Annotated in this window: 15 protein-coding genes; 5 read left to right on the top strand and 10 right to left on the bottom strand. The window is 66.5% G+C overall.

What is annotated here, in order from left to right; genetic code table 11:
- Positions 1-7 precede the first annotated feature (7 nt).
- Positions 8-685 (top strand): response regulator transcription factor, encoded by a 678-nt coding sequence (locus tag ACP15H_RS13565; RefSeq protein ID WP_425066710.1) that lies wholly within the window; start codon positions 8-10, stop codon positions 683-685.
- On the top strand, positions 686-2,293 hold the full coding sequence (locus ACP15H_RS13560; protein WP_425066709.1) for a HAMP domain-containing sensor histidine kinase: 1,608 nt from the start codon (positions 686-688) through the stop codon (positions 2,291-2,293).
- On the opposite strand, the gene ACP15H_RS13555 is transcribed toward ACP15H_RS13560, so the two are convergent.
- The 8 genes from ACP15H_RS13555 to ACP15H_RS13520 all read right to left on the bottom strand — a co-directional run bounded on the left by ACP15H_RS13555 (position 2,294) and on the right by ACP15H_RS13520 (position 11,231).
- On the bottom strand, positions 2,294-2,995 hold the full coding sequence (locus ACP15H_RS13555) for an ABC transporter ATP-binding protein (protein ID WP_425066708.1): 702 nt from the start codon (positions 2,993-2,995) through the stop codon (positions 2,294-2,296).
- Positions 2,995-3,747: an ABC transporter ATP-binding protein gene (locus ACP15H_RS13550; protein WP_425066707.1), complete on the bottom strand. Its 753-nt coding sequence runs from the start codon at positions 3,745-3,747 to the stop codon at positions 2,995-2,997. Before ACP15H_RS13550 ends, ACP15H_RS13555 begins: the two co-directional genes overlap by 1 nt.
- 11 nt (positions 3,748-3,758) lie before the next feature.
- The gene (locus tag ACP15H_RS13545; RefSeq protein WP_425066706.1) at positions 3,759-4,733 is read right to left on the bottom strand and encodes a branched-chain amino acid ABC transporter permease; all 975 of its coding nucleotides are present in this window, start codon (positions 4,731-4,733) and stop codon (positions 3,759-3,761) included.
- An 88-nt stretch (positions 4,734-4,821) separates the two neighbouring features.
- A complete protein-coding gene (locus ACP15H_RS13540; RefSeq protein ID WP_425069900.1) occupies positions 4,822-5,736 on the bottom strand; it encodes a branched-chain amino acid ABC transporter permease in 915 nt (304 codons plus the stop codon).
- Between the two features lie 88 nt (positions 5,737-5,824).
- Positions 5,825-7,003: an ABC transporter substrate-binding protein gene (locus ACP15H_RS13535; RefSeq protein WP_425066705.1), complete on the bottom strand. Its 1,179-nt coding sequence runs from the start codon at positions 7,001-7,003 to the stop codon at positions 5,825-5,827.
- A 65-nt stretch (positions 7,004-7,068) separates the two neighbouring features.
- The gene (locus ACP15H_RS13530) at positions 7,069-8,898 is read right to left on the bottom strand and encodes an adenylate/guanylate cyclase domain-containing protein (RefSeq protein WP_425066704.1); all 1,830 of its coding nucleotides are present in this window, start codon (positions 8,896-8,898) and stop codon (positions 7,069-7,071) included.
- 56 nt (positions 8,899-8,954) lie between these two features.
- Positions 8,955-9,608, bottom strand: coding sequence for a GNAT family N-acetyltransferase (locus ACP15H_RS13525; RefSeq protein WP_425066703.1), 654 nt, complete (start codon positions 9,606-9,608; stop codon positions 8,955-8,957).
- 63 nt (positions 9,609-9,671) lie between these two features.
- Complete coding sequence (locus tag ACP15H_RS13520) at positions 9,672-11,231, bottom strand: benzoate-CoA ligase family protein (protein ID WP_425066702.1); 1,560 nt, start codon at positions 11,229-11,231, stop codon at positions 9,672-9,674.
- 113 nt (positions 11,232-11,344) lie between these two features.
- On the opposite strand from ACP15H_RS13520, the gene ACP15H_RS13515 reads away from it, so the two are divergent.
- Positions 11,345-11,812 carry a hypothetical protein gene (locus ACP15H_RS13515; protein WP_425066701.1) on the top strand — a complete coding sequence of 156 codons (468 nt, stop codon included), beginning with the start codon at positions 11,345-11,347 and terminating at the stop codon, positions 11,810-11,812.
- Between the two features lie 200 nt (positions 11,813-12,012).
- Here ACP15H_RS13515 and ACP15H_RS13510 read toward each other — a convergent pair whose 3' ends face one another.
- Complete coding sequence (locus tag ACP15H_RS13510; RefSeq protein ID WP_425066700.1) at positions 12,013-12,390, bottom strand: hypothetical protein; 378 nt, start codon at positions 12,388-12,390, stop codon at positions 12,013-12,015.
- Between the two features lie 189 nt (positions 12,391-12,579).
- Here ACP15H_RS13510 and ACP15H_RS13505 point away from each other — a divergent pair, with 189 nt between their 5' ends.
- Positions 12,580-12,855, top strand: a complete 276-nt coding sequence (locus ACP15H_RS13505) for a hypothetical protein (RefSeq protein WP_425066699.1) — start codon at positions 12,580-12,582, stop codon at positions 12,853-12,855.
- Positions 12,856-12,866: 11 nt separating this feature from the next.
- Here the strand turns inward: ACP15H_RS13505 and ACP15H_RS13500 are convergent, their stop codons facing one another.
- The gene (locus tag ACP15H_RS13500) at positions 12,867-13,475 is read right to left on the bottom strand and encodes a hypothetical protein (protein ID WP_425066698.1); all 609 of its coding nucleotides are present in this window, start codon (positions 13,473-13,475) and stop codon (positions 12,867-12,869) included.
- Between the two features lie 59 nt (positions 13,476-13,534).
- Here ACP15H_RS13500 and dctP point away from each other — a divergent pair, with 59 nt between their 5' ends.
- Positions 13,535-14,683, top strand: coding sequence for a TRAP transporter substrate-binding protein DctP (gene dctP / locus ACP15H_RS13495; protein WP_425066697.1), 1,149 nt, complete (start codon positions 13,535-13,537; stop codon positions 14,681-14,683).
- Positions 14,684-14,777 lie beyond the last annotated feature (94 nt).

Raw genomic sequence — 14,777 nt, 5'->3', positions numbered from 1 at the left:
CAGGGCCATGCAGAAGATCCTGGTTGTCGACGACGATGCGCATATTCGCGAAGTCGTGTGCTTTGCCTTGCGCCGCGCCGGCTATGAGGCGCTGCAGGCGGCCGACGGTGTTGCAGCCCTCGACATGGCCTCGCGGGAGAAGCCTGCGCTGATCGTCCTCGACATCGTCATGCCGGAACTCGATGGCACGGCGGTCTGCACGCAACTGCGTAAGTCGTCCGAAGTGCCGATCATCTTTCTCAGCTCGCGCGACGAGGAGATCGATCGCATCCTGGGACTGGAACTCGGCGGCGACGACTATGTCGTGAAGCCGTTCAGCCCCCGCGAGCTGGTGGCGCGTGTGAAGGCAATGCTGCGCCGCCATGCCCAGCCTGCGTCCGGCGAGCCGCAGCGGCTCGTGCAGGGCAAGTTGGTGATCGACCTCGAAGCGCATGTCGCGCTGTGGGACGGCGGCGAGATCCCCCTGACGGCGACGGAGTTCGCCCTGCTGAAGGTCTTCGCCGCGCAACCGCGCCGCGCCTTCACGCGCGACAATCTCATGGCGTCAGCCTATCCAGGCAGCCGCTTCGTCAGCGATCGGACGATCGACAGCCATGTTCGGCACATCCGCTCAAAGTTCGAGGCGGTCGGCGGCGATCCGATCGAGACGGTGCATGGCATCGGTTACAAGCTGGCGGCGGGCTGAGTGACACGGGCCTTTCGCCGCCTGCCGCGCATCCGCACGCTGCTGCTTGCCACCTATCTCACCGTCCTGCTGCTGCCGGTGGCAGGCATCGGCATGCTGAGGCTCTATGAAAGCGCCCTGCTGCGGCAGACTGAGGCCGAGCTGCTCGCGCAGGCGGCGGTCCTGTCGGCGGTATACCGGTCGAGCTGGATGGAGCGCGCGCCTCCGGGGGCGCTCACGGCTATGCCGAAGGCAACCCTCCGGTGGGGTGCGCCTTCCTCTCCCCGGTCCATCGACCAGGGGCTCGTGTTGCAGCCCCAGCTCGATTTCGCCGACACGACGATACTGCCCCGCGCACCGGATGCTGCGGTAACCGATCGGCGCCCTGAGCCCGTCGCGACCGAGGTTGCCGGCGTCCTGTCTTCGGTCGTCGGCGAGGTCCGGCGGATGACTCTGGCCGGCGTGCGCATCGTGGACTCGGCAGGCATCGTGGTCGCCTCGACGGGCGGAGAACTCGGCCTCAGTCTCGCGGCTCAGACGGAAGTGGCGCATGCCCTGCAGGGCGCGCCCATCGCGGTGCTTCGCGAACGCGTGACGCAATCGCCGGACCAGGGCTGGGAATCGATCAGCCGCAATACAGATGTGCGCGTCTTCGTGGCCGTGCCTGTCGTTGCGGAAGGCCATGTACTGGGCGCCGTGCTGGTATCCCGAACGCCGCGCAACATCGTGCAAACCCTCTACGGAAAGCGCTTTGCCCTGCTGGGTCTCACCGTCGTGCTCGTTGCCTCCGTCCTCGCGCTGGCATGGTTTGCCGGCCGGACGATCGTGCGGCCGACCCGCCAGCTCGAAGCGATGGCCCGCCGGGTGGCGAGCGGCGAGGTGCACGCCGTCGAACCGCTCGCGAATCCAAGAACATATGAGCTTCGGTCGCTCTCGGAGTCGATCGTCACCATGGCGCATGCGCTGGAGGCACGCGCCGACTATGTGCGCGACCTGGCGCTTGGCATCAGCCACGAGTTCAAGACTCCGCTCACCGCGATCCGGGGCAGCGCCGAGTTGCTGCGCGATCACCTCCAGGAGATGTCGGATGAGGAGCGGGGCAGATTCCTGTCGAACATTGTCGCCGACACCGACCGCCTCGACCGGCTTGTGCGCCGCATCCTCGACCTTGCCCGAGCGGACGCGCTGATGCCTCGCGGCGACGAAGCCTGCGATGTGGCCCCTCTGGTCGCGGAAACGGTGACGAGGCTGCGGGAAGAGGGGCTGCTTGTCTCCGCCGATGTCGATGCGGAAGCGCGTGCGGCCATCGAGAGGTCTTCCTTCGACATCGTGCTGGGCAACCTGCTGGAAAATGCCCGGCAGCATGCCGGCCCGTCAGCCGCCGTTCATGTCACCGCGCATAAGGGTGCCGACGAGGTTGTCGTGGAGGTGAGCGACGATGGCGTCGGCATCTCGGCCGGCAATGCCGATCGCATCTTCGATCGCTTCTTCACGACCGCCCGTGATGCAGGCGGCACCGGCCTCGGCCTCGTCATCGCCCGTCGGCGGGTCGAGGCGTTCGGCGGCCGGCTCGACCATGTGCCGTCGGCCCGCGGCACCTGCTTCCGGATTCGCATGCGGAAGGCCTAGCTAGACGCCAAGATACTTGTGCTGCAGGTCCTTGTCGCCGGCCAGGGCCTGGGACGAGCCGACCCACACGACGCGGCCCTTCTCGACGATGTGGTGGCGGTCGGCCAGCGGGATCAGGGCCGACACGTTCTTGTCGATGACCAGGATCGCCTGACCCTCGTTCTTCAGGCGGCCGAGGCAGGACCAGATTTCCTGCCGGATCAGCGGTGCCAGTCCCTCGGTGGCCTCGTCGAGGATCAGCAGCTTGGGGTTGGTCATCAGGGCGCGCCCGATGGCCAGCATCTGCTGTTCGCCGCCGGAGAGCTGGTTGCCCATGTTGCGCTGGCGCTCGGCCAGGCGCGGGAAGAACTCGAAGACGCGCGCGATGGTCCACGGGTTCGGCCGCGCGGTGCGGTTGGCGCTGGCGGCCACGAGGTTTTCGCGTACCGAGAGGTTGGGAAAGATCTGGCGTCCCTCCGGCACCAGCCCGAGGCCGAGCCGGGCGATGCGGAAGGCGGGCAGGCCCTCGACCCGGGCGCCCTCGAACTCGACCGCGCCGCGGCGCGCCGGCATCAGGCCCATGATCGTGTGCACGGTGGTGGTCTTGCCCATGCCGTTGCGGCCCATCAGGGTCACGACCTCGCCGGCATCGACGTGCAGTTCCATGCCGAACAGCGCCTGGCTGGGGCCGTAAAAGGCCTCGAGGTCGCGGACCTTCAGCATCAGGCCAGCTCCTCGCCGAGATAGGCCTGGCGCACATCCGCGTTCGCGCGGATCTGGTCGGGCGTGCCGCTGGCGATGGCGCGGCCGTAGACCAGCACGGTGATGCGGTCGGCGAGCTGGAACACCGCATCCATGTCGTGCTCGATCAGCAGCATGGCGTGCTTCTGCTTCAGCGCCTGCAGGAAGCCGATCAGCCGCTGGCTCTCCTCGACGCCCATGCCGGCCATCGGCTCGTCGAGCAGCAGCAGGCGCGGATCGCCGGCCAGCGCCATGGCGATCTCGAGCTGGCGCTGCTCGCCGTGGCTGAGCGAGGCGGCGAGGGTGTCGGCGCGCTCGCCCAGCCCGACCTCTTCGAGCATACGGCGGGCGGGGCCGCGCAGCCTCTCGTCGCGGCGCGCGTCGGCCAGGAAGCGGAAGGAGTGGCCGGCATGGCCCTGCACGGCGAGGGCCACGTTCGCGAGCGCCGTGAACTCGCGCAGCACCGAGGTGATCTGGAAGGAGCGGCCCAGCCCCAGCCGCACGCGCGCATGGGTGGCCAAGCGGGTGACGTCGCGGCCGGCGAAATGGATGGCGCCGGAATCGGGAGCGACCACGCCGGTGAGCTGATGGATCAGGGTGGTCTTGCCGGCGCCGTTCGGCCCGATCAGCGCATGGATCTCACCCGGCCGGACGTCGATCGACACATTGTCGGTCGCCAGCAGGCCGCCATAGCGCTTCACCAGCCCCTCGGTGCGCAGCAGAGGCTCAGTCATGACTGCTTTGCTCATGGGCGCCGCCCCAGAAGCGAGTCGATGCCGCCGCGCGCGTAGAGCGCGATCAGCACGAGCAGCGGGCCGAATACGATCATCCAGTATTCGCCCCAGCCCTTGTGGGCGAGGTTGAGGAGCGGCGGCAGCGCCTCCTCCAGTACGAAGAAGGCGATGGTGCCGTAGAGCGGGCCGAACAGCGTGCCCATGCCGCCCAGCACGACGATGACGATCAGGTCGCCCGACTTCATCCACGACATCATCGCAGGGGAGACGTAGGCGCCCTCGTTGGCAAGCAGGATGCCGGCCAGGCCGCCGAACGCACCGGAGATGGTGAAGGCCGCCAGCCGGTAGCGGAACACCGGAAAGCCGAGGGCGGTCATACGCAGCTCGTTCGACCTGGCGCCGCGGATCACCAGGCCGAAGCGGGAGTTGGCGTAGCGGCCGCAGAACCACAGGCTGGCGCAGAGCAGAGCGAAGCACAGCCAGTAGAAGTTCGCCTTGTCGCGCAGGTCGATCAGGCCGGGGAAGCGGCTGCGGCTGATGTTGAGCCCGTCGTCGCCGCCATAGGCTTCGAGCCCGCTGCCCACGTAGTAGACGAGCTGGGCGAAGGCGAGCGTGATCATGATGAAGTAGAGGCCGCGTGTCCTGAGCGACAGCGCGCCGATCACGACGGCCCAGGCGGTGGCCGCGAGCAGGGCGACGGGCCACTGGATCCAGCCGCTGGAGATGCCTTCCGCCGACAGGATGCCGACCGCATAGCCGCCGATCCCGAAGAACATCGCGTGGCCGAAGCTCACCAGCCCGCCATAGCCCAGGATCATGTTGAGGCTGACCGCGGCGATCGACCAGATGACGATGCGCGTGCCGATCGACAGGAGATAGCGCTGGTCGAAGGCCTGGGTGAGCAGCGGCAGGGCTGCCAGCACCAGCAGGATCAGCGCCGTCGCGAGCCCGCGCGGTGTAAGGAGTGAAGAGACGAGGTCTCTCATTGGAGCGCGCCACTCCAGTGGCGCATCTTCTCACGCGCTTGAGCGCCACTGGAGTGGCGCGCTCCGTCGAGGCGAAGGTGCGATTCCATCATGTGCGCGGGCCGAACAGGCCGGTCGGCCGCCAGACCAGCACGGCGGCCATCAGCACGTAGACCATCACCTGCGAGATGGCGGGCGCGGCGCTCGAGGCGGCGCTGGAGCTCATGAAGGTCTTGAGGATGTCGGGCAGGAAGGCGCGGCCCACGATGTCGATCTGGCCGACCACCATGGCGGCGATGAACGCGCCCTTGATCGAGCCGATGCCGCCGATGACGATGATGACCAGGGCCAGGATCAGGATGTCGTCGCCCATGCCGATCCGCACCGAGGCGATGGGCGCGGCCATCAGGCCGGCCAGCCCCGCGAAGACGGCGCCAAGGCCGAACACCAGGCTGAACAGCAGCTCGATGTTGACGCCCAGCGCGCCGATCATGCGGCGGTTGGAGGCGCCGGCGCGGATCAGCATGCCGAGCCGCGTGCGCGCCACCAGCCAGGCCAGCAGGATCGCGACGACCGAGCCCACGACGATGATGGCGAAGCGATAGGCGGGGTAGGGCACGCCCGGCAGGATCTCGATGGTGCGGTTCAGGAAGGGCGGCACCGCGATGCTCTTGCCGGCGGGCCCCCAGAGCGCGCGCACCAGCTCGTTGAAGAACAGGATCAGGCCGAAGGTCGCCAGCACCTGGGTGAGATGGTCGCGCGCGTAGAGCTTGCGGATCACCACGATTTCGACGGCGACGCCCAGCAGGAAGATCGCCGGCACCGCCAGCAGCGCGCCCAGCACGAACGAATCGGTGACCCCGATCAGCGTCCAGGCGATGTAGGCGCCCATCATGTAGAGCGAGCCGTGCGCCAGGTTGACCAGGTCCATGATGCCGAGCGTCAGGGTCAGGCCGGCGGCGAGCAGGAACATCAGCAGGCCGAGCTGCACGCCGTTCAGCACCTGGAGCAGCAGATATTCCATCTCGTCCGTCACGCTCTCAAACAAAACGGGAGCGCGTTGCCGCGCTCCCGAGACCTTTCCTCCCCAGTCGTCTGGGGAGGAAACCATCTCACTTCATCGGGCACTTTTCGGCGAAGGGATCGACCGCGTCCTTAACGGCGGTGGCGATGGTCTTCACCGTCATCATGCCCTGCGGGTCCTTGACCGTTTCCTGAATGTAGAAGTTCTCGATCGGGAAGTTGTTGTTGCCGAACTTGAAGTCGCCGCGGACCGACTTGAAGTTGGCCTTCTTCATCTCGGCGCGGACCTTGTCCTTGTTCGACAGGTCGCCCTTCAGCGCCTCGGCGGCCGAGGCCATCAGCATGATCGCGTCGTAGCTCTGCGCGCCGTAGTAGGACGGATAGACGCCGTGCTTCTTCTTGAAGTCCTCGACGTACTTCTTGTTGGCCTCGTTCGGCAGGTCGTTGACCCATTCCTGGGCGCCCAGGGTACCCAGCGCGAGGTCGCCCTGCTGCGGCAGGGTGATCGCGTCGATCGAGAACACCTGGTAGAGCGGCACCGTCTTGTTGAGGCCCGACTGGGCCCACTGCTTGACGAACTGAACGCCGTGCGCGCCGGGATAGAAGATGAAGATGCCGTCCGGCTTGGCCGCCGCGATCTTGGTCATCTCGGCCGAGAAGTCGAGCTGGTCGGGCCACTTGGTGTAGTCCTCGCTGACGATCTTGCCCTTGTAGGTGCGCTTGACGCCCGCGAGCATGTCCTTGCCGGCGGCGTAGTTGGGGCCGACCAGGTAGAGGCTCTTCACGCCCTTGGTGTTGAGATACTCGCCCATCGCCATCGGCGTCTGGTCGTTCTGCCACGAGGTCGAGAAGAAGTTCTTGTTGCAGAGCTCGCCCGCAATCTGCGAGGGGCCGGCATTTGCCGAGATCAGGATCGTGTCGCCCTCGTCGACCACGGTCTTGTAGGAGGCCAGCAGCACGTTCGACCAGATGTAGCCGGCGATGAAGTTCACCTTGTCCTGCTGGACGAGCTTCTCGGAGCGCGCCTTGCCGACGTCCGGCTTGAACTGGTCGTCCTCGTAGACGATCTCGAAGGGCTTGCCGCCCATCTTGCCGCCGAGATGCTCCTTGGCCAGCTCGACCGAGCGGCGCATGTCCTCGCCGATCGCGGCCTGCGGGCCGGAAAAGGTGCTGACGAAGCCCACCTTGATCGGGCTCTGCGCCAGTGCCGGCAGGCCGACCGCCATCGCCGCCGCAAGTGTTGCGGTCCCCATCAATTTGTTCTTCATGAGCCGTCGCTCCCTGTTTTCCGTTGGCGGCTATAAAAGCGGAAAATGTTGGGTCCAACAATCGCTTAATGGACGGTCGCCGAGGCTCTCAGCGTAGCGAGGGGCAGGGTTGCCGTGGCGGCGATGTCGGCCGGGGCACCATCGAGGATCGCCCAGGCAAATCCTGTCCCGGCCGCCTCGCGGCAGCTCGCACTCGCCACGATGGTGACCTCGCCGTCGCGCGGCGCGCTTCGGCCGAACTGCTCCAGCCGCGAGGCGACGTTCACCGCTTCGCCGATCGCGGTGTAATCGACCCGGCCGGCAAAGCCGATGTTGCCGACCAGCACCGTGCCGGTGTGCAGGCCGATGCGCATGCGGCAGGCGTGCAGGCCACGCGCCCGGCGTTCGATGTTGAATGTCTCGACCTCCTGCGCGACCGCCAGGGCGCCCTGGCAGGCGATCCGGGCGTGGTCGGGGATCGAATCGGGCGCGCCCCAGAAGGCCATGAGCCCGTCACCGATATACTTGTCGATGGTGCCACCGCTCGCCTCGATGGCCGGGCCGATGCGTGACAGGAGATCATTCAGGTAGGCCGCCGTTTCGGCGGCCGGACGGTCGCGCGCGTAGGCGCTGTAGCCCTCGAGGTCGCTGAACAGGATGGTGACGGCACGATCCTCGTTGACCGGCAGGCTGCCTTGCTGCGCGGTCAGCCGTGCCACGAGGGCGCGGGGCAGGTAGGTCGCCGAGAGTTTGAGGCCGCGGGCCATGCGTTCGAAGGCATGGTTGGCACGGCTGATCTCGCGTACGCGGCTCCTAGGCAGGGTGGGCACGTTGTCGAGGTCGAGATGTTCGACGGCGCTCGCCGCGCCGGCGAGCGCCAGGATGGGCTCTGCGAGGCGCCGGCCGAGATAGATCGCCGCCAGCCCGGTAAGGATCATCAGCACGCCGCCGGCGATCAGGATGCTGCGCACGATCCAGCGCGCCCACGCCGATTCGCGGCCGGCTTCGTGATAGCCCACGATCAACTCGGCCGGCGCGTAGGCCTCGACGTTGCGCCGTATCCAGGCGAAGGAGCGCTCGCCGACCCAGTTCCAATGGCCTTCAACGCGGGCATCGGGCCGGTCCCATGACAGCGGATTGGGATCGGGCGCCCAGACGGAAGCGAGCACGGGATCGCCGACTTCCTCCAATGTGACCAGACGGGTCTGGGCGCGGGCATCGCCGTTCAGCGTCTTTGCGAGCTTGGGATGGGCCAGGACCTCGTTTCGGCCGGCCAGGATGAACGGCGTGCGCTCGCCGGTGAGCTCGATCTCCTTCAGGAAGCGCGACAGGTCGGTCGTGCCGATCGCCGCGCCGATGACGCCGCGGAACTCGCCGCGCACGCGTACCGGCACGATGATCGGCAGGATCGGCTCACCCACGACGAACGACCAGACGGGCTCTCCCCAGCCGGGACCGTCCATGGCGCGCGCTCGGTCCAGAAGCGCCTCGGCCCCGCGCACGTTCTCGCGCCGCTCGGGCCGCATGGTCCGGTCGGCGCGGACGAAGCGTGTGGGCTCGCCCTCCACCGGCAGCACGACGAAGCCGACGGTCTGCGGCACGGCCGCCAGCGTGCCCAGCGCGAAGATGCGCCACTGCTCGCGGTCGTCGAAATCGACTTCGCCGCGGGCGATGGCTTCGCTGAGATAGGTGAGCTGGTTCTGCACCGGCCTGAGATGCGCCTCTAGCCGGCGCTCGATCAGGTCGATCGTCACTTCGGCGCGCTGCAGGGAGGAGGCGTCGAGATTGCTCTGCGCGGCCAACCAGGCGACGACGATCACCGGTGCGATGGAGACGAAGACCAGGCCGACCATCAGCGCCGGCAACAGGCGCGCGATCGGCCAGCCGGGCGTCTCGGAGTTCTTCGGAAGCACCATGGAAGCCCATGCTTCCACGAAGCCGGGACGAAAAAGTGGCGGGCTAGGTGCGAGGCCTACACAATAACTTGATTATCCTGCGGGGCGGTGTCGCGTCCCATCCAGCAGGTCCGGCCTTCGACGCGGGCTTTGAGGGCGAGGGCCGAGAAGCCCTGCCTGGACCAGAAGCGGAGTGCGCCCCTGTTCATGCGGTTGAGGCCGACGTGAAACGACAGTGCGCCGCGCGCGCCCGCCGCGGACAACCAGCTTCCAAGAAGCAACGATCCGACGCCACGCCGCTGCAGGCGGGGCAGCAGGTTCATGTGCAGGTGCGCGGGATAGCGCGCGGCGATCTCGACCGGCGTTGGGGCAGGATGGTGGATCATCGACGCGCGGCGCTGGTCGGCGGTTTGCCTGTCGGGAGGGACGTCAACCGGATCGGCGTAGCGTCGGCGCAGCGGGGGCCACCATTCGCGCTCCAGTCTCTCTTCCCAGGCGGAGGTGTCGACGACACCGGCCACGAACCCCGCAACGCCGTCTCGATCCTCCGCGATCAAGGTGAGGCCGGGTTCGAGCAAGGCATAGGGCGCGATGTAGATGTGCCCCATCATCTTCGGGTCGCGATAGAGGTGCGAGGCATCGCCACCGGCATGACCCGTCGCCAGTGAGATCGCGTAGCAGGCGTCGAGGTCGCCTGCGTTGAAAGGTCGGATCTGCGGAGCGTCGCTCACTGGATCGACGGGAGGAAGTCGGGCTGGAAGTCGCCCTCTCTTGTCGGGACGACCGGCATACACCTAACCCCGCAGCTTGAAGCGCTGGATCTTGCCGGTGGCGGTCTTGGGCAGCTCGGGGACGTATTCGACCCAGCGCGGATACTTGTAAGGCGCGAGCGTCTTCTTGCAGTGGGCCATCAGCGCGTCGGTCAGCGCGGCGCCGGCGTCGCCCGGCTGCTTCAGCACGACGATCGCCCTGGGCTTGATGAGACCCTGCTCATCGGCATGCCCGATGACCGCGGCTTCGAGGATCGCGGGGTGGCCCACCAGGCGGTTTTCGATCTCGACCGGCGAGCACCAGATTCCGCCGACCTTCAGCATGTCGTCGCTGCGGCCCTCGTAGATAAAGTAGCCGTCCTCGTCCTCGCGATAGGTGTCGCCGGTGTTGAGCCAGCCGTTCACCATCGTCTCGGCGGTCTTCTCGGGCTTGTTCCAGTAGTACTTTGCCGCCGACTCCGACTTGATCCACAGGCGACCGCTTTCGCCCTTCGCCACCGGGTCCCCGTTCTCGTCGAGGATGCGGACCTCGTAGCCCGGCACCGGCTTGCCGCTGGTGCCGGGCCGGAAGTCATCGAGCCGGTTGCTGATGAAAATATGCAGCGCTTCGGTCGAACCGATTCCGTCGAGGATGGTCGTGCCCGTCTGTTCCTTCCATCGGCGGAACATGTCGCCGGGTAGGGCTTCTCCCGCCGAGACGCAGGCGCGCAGACTGGACAGGTCGCGCTTGCTCGTCTCGAGGGCGGCGAGCTGCGCGGCATAGAGCGTCGGCACGCCATAGTAGATCGTCGGCTTGAAGGTCTCGATGTTGGAGAAGGTCGTGTCCGGCGTCGGCCGGCGATCGTCGAGGACGGCCGTGCCGCCGACCCAGAGCGGGAAGGTCATGCCGTTGCCGAGGCCGTAGGCAAAGAACAGCTTGGCGGCGGAGTAGCTGATGTCCTGCTCGGTGACGCCCAGCACGCGCACGCCATAGAGTTCGCTGGTGACCACCATGTCGCGCTGCGCATGGACCGCGCCCTTGGGACGCCCGGTCGAGCCCGACGAATAGAGCCAGAAGCAGTCGTCCTCCGGCGCGGCAAGCCGGGCCTCGAGCGTCGGCGAGGCCTTGCCCATTTCGGTCAGGAAGGCGTCGACCGTCATCGCCTTGGGCGCCTTTCCCCCGAGCCGAGAAAGCGCCGGCTCGATTTCACCGGTGAACTCCGATGAATACACGACGAGTCCACAGCCCGAGTCCTCGATCATGTAGGCATAGTCGGGTGCGCGCAGCAGGGTGTTGGGCGGCACCGGCACGATGCCCGCCTTGATGGCCCCCCAGAAGAGATAGAAGAACGCGGGACAGTCCTTCACCACCATCAGCAGCCGATCGCCGGGCTCCAGCCCCAGCGCGAGCAGCGCGTTGCCGGTCCGGTTGACCCGCTCGGCGAGCCCTTCGTAGGTCACCGTTTCTTCGCGCGTCAGGATCGCCGCCTTCGCCCCACGGCCTTCCGTGAGGTGACGGTCGATGAAGGGGCCCGCCGCATTGAAGCGGGCCGGGAGTTCGACCGCGTGGGTGGAAGAGAAGGAAATGCCGGACGGAAGAGCCATGTCGGGGACCCGGTGAGGATTCTGAGCCTCTTCGATACTGATCAGGCGAGCGTCTCGCAACGCTTCGCACCCGTTCGGCGTTGTCTGGCCGCAAACTCCAGGACGGATGTTCCATGAAGCAAGGCGTCGTTTTTGTTCTCGCTTCCGCAGTGTTGCTGGCTGGTGTCACTGCGGCCCATATCGTCGCCCCGTTGCCGGACGGAGCCCCTTTACGGTCATCCGCCAAGGCAGCGACCACTTCGGACGCGGCGCCACAGGCCTTGAAGCCTGTCGTGGAGACCTCGGGCGTCAGACCTCTGGTGGAGGCTCGCCAGGCGCCGGTTCCCCTGCAGATGCGGGAACGACCGCCTGTGAATTTGCCCCAGACGGTCGAAAGCGCCGCCGTTGCAACACCGGCATTGGCGGCCGCGACCGACGCCGAGGGCGGCAGCTTCGCTCGAAGCGCGATCGAGGCAGACGGTTACAGAGCGGTGAAGAACATCGTGCCAGGGGCCGACGGAACCTGGCGCGCCCGCGCCCTGAGGGGAAAGGTGGAAGTCGTTCTCACCGTCGACCGAGAGGGTCGCGTCTCGACTGAATGAGTTTTCCTGCAACCTTCCGCGCGCCGCTGCGTTGGGTGAATGCAGCCTTCGACGGCTACCGCAGTCGTCCCTCTCCCCCGAGGGGCTGCAGGAACCCGCCCTGACTCGTTCAGGGCGGGTTTTCCTTTGGCTCAATTGCGCTCCAAAAACGAGCCCGCCCAAGTTACCGGGCGGGCTCTTTCAGGCGTTCGAGACGTATCCTAGAAGCGCAGCACGACGCCGCGATCGGTGGTTATGGCGAGACCGTCACCGGCCTTGGCCAGTGGCGGCGCCGCGACGGGCCTGATGCTTATCGAGTCGGCAGGGGCTCCCTGCCGGACCAGCTCCTGCTTGACAGCATTTGCGTAGTCGGCCCGTCCCTCGATGCGCACGGGCGACTGTTTGGCCGCGTCGGCCGCGGCCCGCACGGTCTCCATAGCGGACTGAGGAACGCGGTCTGCGGTGCTCCCCATGAACACGAGGTGATCAGACCTGACGACAGGGGGATTGCCTGGTGCCGACGCAAGGTTCTGAGCCATGGCAGACAGCGGCAGGAGAGAGAGGCCGCCAATGACCAGGGCGATGCTGAGCTTTTGCATGATCAGGGCTCCTTTGTTTGTCCCTGATCAACGCAAAAGTCACAGTGGAAGTTTCCTGCAAAACGCACGCAACGAAGTTCTTGCAACCTCGCCCTGCCGCGATTGCGCCGTCCGGATTTGTCGCTGCGTTGCCGTGGCGACCTGCAGTATGGTGGCGCACTCTCGCAAACAAGACGAAGGAGGCTGGTCATGTCGGAAGAGCGTAAGAAGGTGCTGCAGCGTTTCCAGGAGCGGCTTGCCCACCTCGAATCGGGCGCCGTTGCCGGCCCGGCGCACTGGCACCTGTTTCACCTCCACAATGCGCTGAACGCCCTTCCCGACGATCACTCGGCTGCCGACCTTCATCTCAACGAGTTCGACCGAGCCGACCTTGCCAAGGAATTTCCCGAGATGGAGGCCGACAAGGCGCCGACCGTTTCAGAGATCCGCTCCCGTTTCGACATGCTTGCGGGCGGGATGCTCTGACGGCGATTGCGTCAGGCCTGCTTGCCCATGCCCTCGTCGCGCCAGTCGCGGCGCATGCGTTCGATCTCGGTCTCGTTCGGCGAGTAGGCGGGCGCGTCCGGGTCGAACGTCTTCCAGCCCTCCTTACGCCAAGCCGCAGCGCGCGCGCCGATGTCGGTGGGACGGTGGATCGACAGGAGACCTTCTATGCGTCCCACCTCGTCATCGGGAACGCGCACGGTGACGAGGGTGCCGCCCCGCCGAACGGATTCTGACAGGACGGCGGCTTCATCCTGATCGACGCCGGCGCCGATCAGGGCGCCCACCAGGCCGCCGGTCGCCACGCCGGCCGCAGCCCCCACCGCCAGCGCCCCTAGCCAGCCCACGGCAACGACGGGGCCGAGGCCGGGGATCGCCAGGAGCCCAAGACCCGCGAGCAGGCCGGCGCCTCCGCCCAGGACACCGCCAATTCCAGCACCTGCTGCTGCATCGGCGACAGGCGTGACTTGCCCATGTTCGGCACTGACATGCTTGTTGGCGATCAAACTCACGTCGGATGAAGGGATTCCCGCCTTTTCGATCGCTTCCACCGCCGCGCGAGCCTGCGCGTAGCTGTCATAGGATCGGTTCACCGTCTTCATGGCATTCTCCCTCTTGAAGCCAATGCAACAAGGCGGCGCAAGACCGGTTCCCCAGAACGATGCCGAGCTATTCCCTCGCGCTACGCAAGGATGGCGCGCTCCAGGTAGCGGATGCGCTGGCCACTGCCGTTGCAACGTGTGTACTTGAAGCCAGCGTGAGAAAAACTACCGGCATGATGCAACTTTGGTCGGTCTGTTCGGTTGCTGACGCAGAGATTAGAAGACGGGCTGAAATCATGCGTATCGTACAGATTGCAGTAATCATTGCCGCTCTGGCCTTCGGGCAGCCGGCCCTCGCACGGGACATCGTCTCGTCGGACATCTATCCGTCGAGCTATCCGATGGTGCGCGCCACCGCCTACATGGGCGATCTGATCCGCGAACGCAGCGGCGGTCGTCTCGTCCTGTCGAACCTCGGCGCCGGCGACCAGGAATCGGAGAATTACACGCTGGGCCAACTCCGCAACGGCACCCTCGACATGGCGCGGATCAGTCTCAACACCTTGAACAGCACGGTGCCGGCCAGCGTCGTGCTCACGCTGCCCTACCTGTTCCGCTCGACCGAACACGAACGGAAGGTGCTCGACGGACCGATCGGCGAGGAAATCCTGGCTTCGCTCGAGAGCGCGGGCGTCATCGGCCTGTGCTTCTACGATGGCGGGCCGAAGTCGACTTACGGCGTGAAGCCGATCCGCAAGCCGGCCGATCTGCGCGGTTTGAAGTACCGCGTCCAACCGTCCTCCACCTGGGCACCGATTTTGCGCGCCATGGGCGCCCAGCCGGTGCCCATGCCCCAGTCTCGGATCGCCGCTTCGATGCGCGCGGGTGTCATCGACGTCGCCGACGGAACCTGGTCGTCCTTCGTTGCCCTGGAGCATCATCTTGTGGCGAAGCACTTCAGCCTCACGGAGCATGCGAGGCCGCCGAGTGTCCTGCTTTTCTCCCGCCTGATCTGGGAGACGCTCTCGAGCGAAGACAAGCTGATCATCCGCACTTCCGCGCGCGATTCGGTCGCCTTCTACCGGCGGCTGCGGGACGAACACGAGGCATCGGCACGTCGGGTGGCCGAAGCGGCTGGCGTCCAGACCGTAAGCGACATCGACTATGAGGGCTTTACCTCGGCGCTGCTGCCGCTTCATGCCACCGCCGTTTCTGACGCGAAGCTCAGGGCGATGATCGAACGGATCAAGGCCGACGGGGCCCCCTAGCGACAGTAAACGAGGACGCCGGGCGCGATCCTGTTGCCCGCAGGCCTGACCGATCGGTGCTCCCCGCCCTGTTTCGTCCGAGACAGTCCCCGCC

The organism is Reyranella sp. (assembly GCF_965249915.1).
In the GTDB taxonomy this organism is placed as follows: Bacteria; Pseudomonadota; Alphaproteobacteria; order Reyranellales; family Reyranellaceae; genus Reyranella.
Note: the sequence above shows the minus strand (reverse complement) of the source record. Positions and strands in the feature narration are given on the sequence as shown.

What these genes read in the sequence shown, in the direction of transcription:
- ACP15H_RS13500 (WP_425066698.1), bottom strand. Translation starts at nt 13,475, where the DNA reads ATGAAGACGGTGAACCGATCCTATGACAGCTACGCGCAGGCTCGCGCG.
- ACP15H_RS13515 (WP_425066701.1), top strand. Translation starts at nt 11,345, where the DNA reads ATGAAGCAAGGCGTCGTTTTTGTTCTCGCTTCCGCAGTGTTGCTGGCT.
- ACP15H_RS13550 (WP_425066707.1), bottom strand. Translation starts at nt 3,747, where the DNA reads ATGACTGAGCCTCTGCTGCGCACCGAGGGGCTGGTGAAGCGCTATGGC.
- ACP15H_RS13535 (WP_425066705.1), bottom strand. Translation starts at nt 7,003, where the DNA reads ATGAAGAACAAATTGATGGGGACCGCAACACTTGCGGCGGCGATGGCG.
- ACP15H_RS13505 (WP_425066699.1), top strand. Translation starts at nt 12,580, where the DNA reads ATGTCGGAAGAGCGTAAGAAGGTGCTGCAGCGTTTCCAGGAGCGGCTT.
- dctP (WP_425066697.1), top strand. Translation starts at nt 13,535, where the DNA reads ATGCCGAGCTATTCCCTCGCGCTACGCAAGGATGGCGCGCTCCAGGTA.
- ACP15H_RS13540 (WP_425069900.1), bottom strand. Translation starts at nt 5,736, where the DNA reads ATGGAATATCTGCTGCTCCAGGTGCTGAACGGCGTGCAGCTCGGCCTG.
- ACP15H_RS13520 (WP_425066702.1), bottom strand. Translation starts at nt 11,231, where the DNA reads ATGGCTCTTCCGTCCGGCATTTCCTTCTCTTCCACCCACGCGGTCGAA.
- ACP15H_RS13545 (WP_425066706.1), bottom strand. Translation starts at nt 4,733, where the DNA reads ATGAGAGACCTCGTCTCTTCACTCCTTACACCGCGCGGGCTCGCGACG.
- ACP15H_RS13510 (WP_425066700.1), bottom strand. Translation starts at nt 12,390, where the DNA reads ATGCAAAAGCTCAGCATCGCCCTGGTCATTGGCGGCCTCTCTCTCCTG.
- ACP15H_RS13565 (WP_425066710.1), top strand. Translation starts at nt 8, where the DNA reads ATGCAGAAGATCCTGGTTGTCGACGACGATGCGCATATTCGCGAAGTC.
- ACP15H_RS13530 (WP_425066704.1), bottom strand. Translation starts at nt 8,898, where the DNA reads ATGGTGCTTCCGAAGAACTCCGAGACGCCCGGCTGGCCGATCGCGCGC.
- ACP15H_RS13555 (WP_425066708.1), bottom strand. Translation starts at nt 2,995, where the DNA reads ATGCTGAAGGTCCGCGACCTCGAGGCCTTTTACGGCCCCAGCCAGGCG.